The 3,860-nt window shown below is 72.0% G+C and carries 1 pseudogene; it reads left to right on the top strand.

From position 1 onward, the window contains the following. Nucleotides 1–70 precede the first annotated feature (70 nt). Nucleotides 71–3,860 (top strand): annotated as a pseudogene (locus DQE82_RS30430) (beta-ketoacyl synthase N-terminal-like domain-containing protein); the annotation flags it as partial.

Raw genomic sequence — 3,860 nt, 5'->3', positions numbered from 1 at the left:
GGCGTTGCAGCGGGCGTTGGATGGTGGTGAGGGGCAGGTGGTGGTGGCGGATGTGCGGTGGGATCGGTTTGTGCCGTCGTTCACGGCGTTGCGTCCGTCCCGGTTGTTCACCGACATCCCCGAAGCACAGGCGGCGATCGAGGCGGCGTCCCGAGCCGAGACCGGCCCCACCGACCGGGCCTCCGCACTGCGCGAGCGGCTCGCGGCCCTGACGCCGCCGGAGGTCGAGGCGTCCCTCCTGGACCTCGTACGCTCCCAGGTCGCCACGGTGCTCGGCCACGCCACCGTGGAGGCGGTGCGACCGGACCGGGCGTTCCAGCGCCTCGGCTTCGACTCGCTCACCGCAGTCGAGCTGCGCAACCGGCTGACCGCCGAAACCGGCCTCGCGTTGCCCTCCACCCTCGTCTTCGACCACCCGACGCCGGCCGCCCTGGTCGCCTTCATCCGGGAGACCGTGCTCGGAGCATCGGGCGACGCGCCGGCCGACCGCAGGGTCGCCACCGTCGACGACGACCCGATCGTGATCGTCGGCATGGGCTGCCGCCTCCCGGGTGGTGTCGCGTCCCCGGAAGAACTGTGGCAACTGCTCGCCACCGGACGCGACGGCATCTCCGAGTTCCCCCTCGACCGGGGCTGGGACAGCTTCCTCAGCAGCGGCCTGTCCGACACGTCCTTCGCCCGCAGGGGCGGCTTCGTCTACGACGCCGGCGAGTTCGACGCCGAGTTCTTCGGCATCTCGCCGCGGGAGGCGCTCGCCATGGACCCGCAGCAGCGGCTGCTGCTGGAGACCTCGTGGGAGGCAGTCGAGTCGGCGGGCATCGACCCGACCACCCTGCGGGGCGGCGCGGTCGGCGTCTTCGCCGGGGCCAGCTTCCAGGGGTACGCCAGCGGGTCGGTCGGTCGGGCCCAGGAGGTCGGCGGCCACCTGCTCACCGGCAACGCGACAAGCGTGTTGTCGGGCCGGGTGGCGTACTCGTTCGGTTTCGAGGGCCCGGCGGTGACTGTGGACACGGCGTGTTCGTCGTCGCTTGTGGCGTTGCATCTGGCGGCGCAGGCGCTGCGGTCCGGCGAGTGCGACCTCGCCCTGGCCGGCGGCGTCACCGTGATGGCCTCACCGGGCACGTTCGCCGAGTTCTCGATCCAGGGCGGCCTGTCCGCCGACGGCCGCTGCAAGTCGTTCTCGGACGCCGCGGACGGCACGGGCTGGTCCGAGGGCGTCGGCGTGCTGGTGGTGCAGCGGTTGTCGGATGCGCGGCGTGACGGGCGTCGGGTTCTGGCGGTGGTGCGGGGTTCGGCGGTGAATCAGGATGGTGCGTCGAATGGTTTGACGGCGCCGAATGGTCCGTCGCAGCAGCGGGTGATCCGGCAGGCGCTGGCGAGTGCGGGTTTGTCGGCGGCTGATGTGGATGTGGTGGAGGCGCACGGTACGGGTACGTCGTTGGGTGATCCGATCGAGGCGCAGGCGTTGCTGGCGACGTACGGGCAGGGCCGGGATGTGCCGCTGTTGTTGGGGTCGGTGAAGTCGAACATCGGTCACACGCAGGCCGCTGCGGGGGTGGCTGGGATCATCAAGATGATCTTGGCGATGCGGCACGGGACCGTACCGGCGACGCTGCACGCGGATGTGCCCTCGTCACATGTGGACTGGTCGTCGGGTGCGGTCGAGTTGGTAACGGCCTCGCGTGAGTGGCCGGGTGCGGGCCGCGCACGCAGGGCTGCCGTGTCGTCGTTCGGGATCTCCGGCACGAACGCGCACGTGATCATCGAACAGGCGGAGCCGGAGCACGCCGCGGCGTCTGCCGTGCCCGTCGGGGTGCCGGTGCCGTGGGTGCTGTCGGGGCGTTCGGAGCGGGGTCTGTCGGGTCAGGCGGGGCGGTTGGCGTCGTTCGTGCGGGGTCGGTCTGACCTGTCGGTGGCTGATGTGTCGTGGTCGTTGGCGACGACTCGGGCGGCGTTGGAGTATCGGGCGGTGGTGTGGGGCTCGGACGTGGACGAGCTGGTGGCCGGGCTGTCGGCTGTTGCCGAGGGCCGGTCTGCGGGTGTGGTGTCGGTGGGTCGTCGGGCGGTGTTGTTCACGGGTCAGGGTTCGCAGCGTGCGGGCATGGGCCGGGAGCTGTACGAGACGTTCCCGGTGTTCGCGGCGTCGTTCGACGAAGTGTGCGCGGAGATTGATCCGCGTCTGCCGCGTGCGTTGCGCGAGGTGGTGTTCGCGGAGCCGGGTTCGGAGACTGCGGCTCTGGTGGATCAGACCGTGTTCGCGCAGGCGGGGTTGTTCGCTGTCGAGGTGGCGTTGTGGGAGTTGCTCGCGTCGTGGGGTGTGCGGGCTGATTTCCTGGCGGGTCATTCGATCGGTGAGGTGACGGCCGCGTACGTGTCGGGGATGTTGTCGCTGTCGGACGCCTGTTCCCTGGTGGCGGCGCGGGGCCGGTTGATGCAGGCGTTGCCGGCTGGCGGTGTGATGGCGGCGGTGGGTGCGTCGGAGGAGGCTGTCGCCGAGCTGATCGCGTCGTCGGGTGCGGGTGCGGGTGTGGATGTGGCGGCGGTGAACGGTCCGGCGTCGGTGGTGGTGTCGGGTGCCGCCGGTGAGGTCGCTTCGGTGGTGGCAGCCTGCCGTGAGCGGGGTTGGCGGGTCAAGGAACTGGCGGTCAGTCACGCGTTCCACTCGCGGTTGATGGATCCGATGCTGGACGAGTTCGCGTCGGTGGTGGCGGGGCTCGACTGGCAACCGCCGCGGATCCCGATCGTGTCGAACGTGACCGGCGCGGTCGCGGACTCCGCAGAGATCACCGAGCCCGGCTACTGGGTGCGGCACGTGCGGCAGCCGGTGCGCTTCGCCGACGGGGTGGCGACGTTGCGGGCACAGGGGGTGGACACCTTCCTGGAGATCGGCCCGGACGCGGTCCTCACCGCCATGGCCGCCGAGGCGGACACCGCCGACGACGTGCGGTACGTCGCCACGCTGCGCCGCAGCCAGCCCGACGTCACCACCCTCACCACTGCCGCCGGGCAGCTCTGGGCCGCCGGCGTGGCCGTCGACTGGGCGGCGTACCTCGGCCAGACCGGCACCCGGCCGCGCGCGGTGGAACTGCCCACCTACGCCTTCGACAGGCAGCGCTACTGGCTGGAGGACCCCCAGCCCGGCTCGGCTCCGGAGCGGGCCGACGCCCCGTCCGACGAGCAGTTCTGGGCGGCGGTCGAGTCCGGGGACCTCGGCGTGCTGGGCGAGGATCTCGCCGTGGGCGCGGACGAGCCGTCCACGGCGCTGCTGCCCAAGCTCGCCCGGTGGCGGCGGGCGACGCAGCAGCGGGCGGTCGTCGACTCCTGGCGGTACCGGGCGACGTGGCGTACGGCCGCCGTGCCGGACTCCGCGACGTTGGCGGGAACCTGGCTGCTGCTGATGGCGCCCGGGCAGGAGGACCACCCGGTGGCCGCGGCGCTGGCTGCCCGGGCCGACCGGGCGGTCCCGGTGCTGATCCCGGCCGGCGCCGACCGCGACCGGGTGGCGCGGCTGCTGCTGGAGGCGATGAGCTCCGACGCCCGGGACGCGCACGTGGTGTCCCTGCTGTCGCTGGCCGAGCCGCGGGAGGCGTCCCCGGTTCCGGCCGCCGCCGAGGTGTCGACGGCGCTGGCCGTGGTGCAGGCGCTGACCGACGTCGGTGGGTCGGGCCGGTTGTGGTGGCTGACGCGCGGGGCGGTGTCGGTCGGCGACTCGGACGAGCTGGCGGATGTCGCGGGTTCTGCGGTGTGGGGTTTGGGTCGGGTGGTGGGTTTGGAGGTGCCGTTGCGGTGGGGTGGTTTGGTGGATTTGCCGGGTGTGTTGGGTGGTGGTGTGTGGGGTTGGTTGTGTGGGGTGTTGTTGT

It is taken from the genome of Micromonospora sp. LHW51205 (assembly GCF_003315815.1).
Classification (GTDB): domain Bacteria; phylum Actinomycetota; class Actinomycetes; order Mycobacteriales; family Micromonosporaceae; genus Micromonospora; species Micromonospora chalcea.
This window is presented reverse-complemented; position numbering and strand designations above follow the sequence as displayed.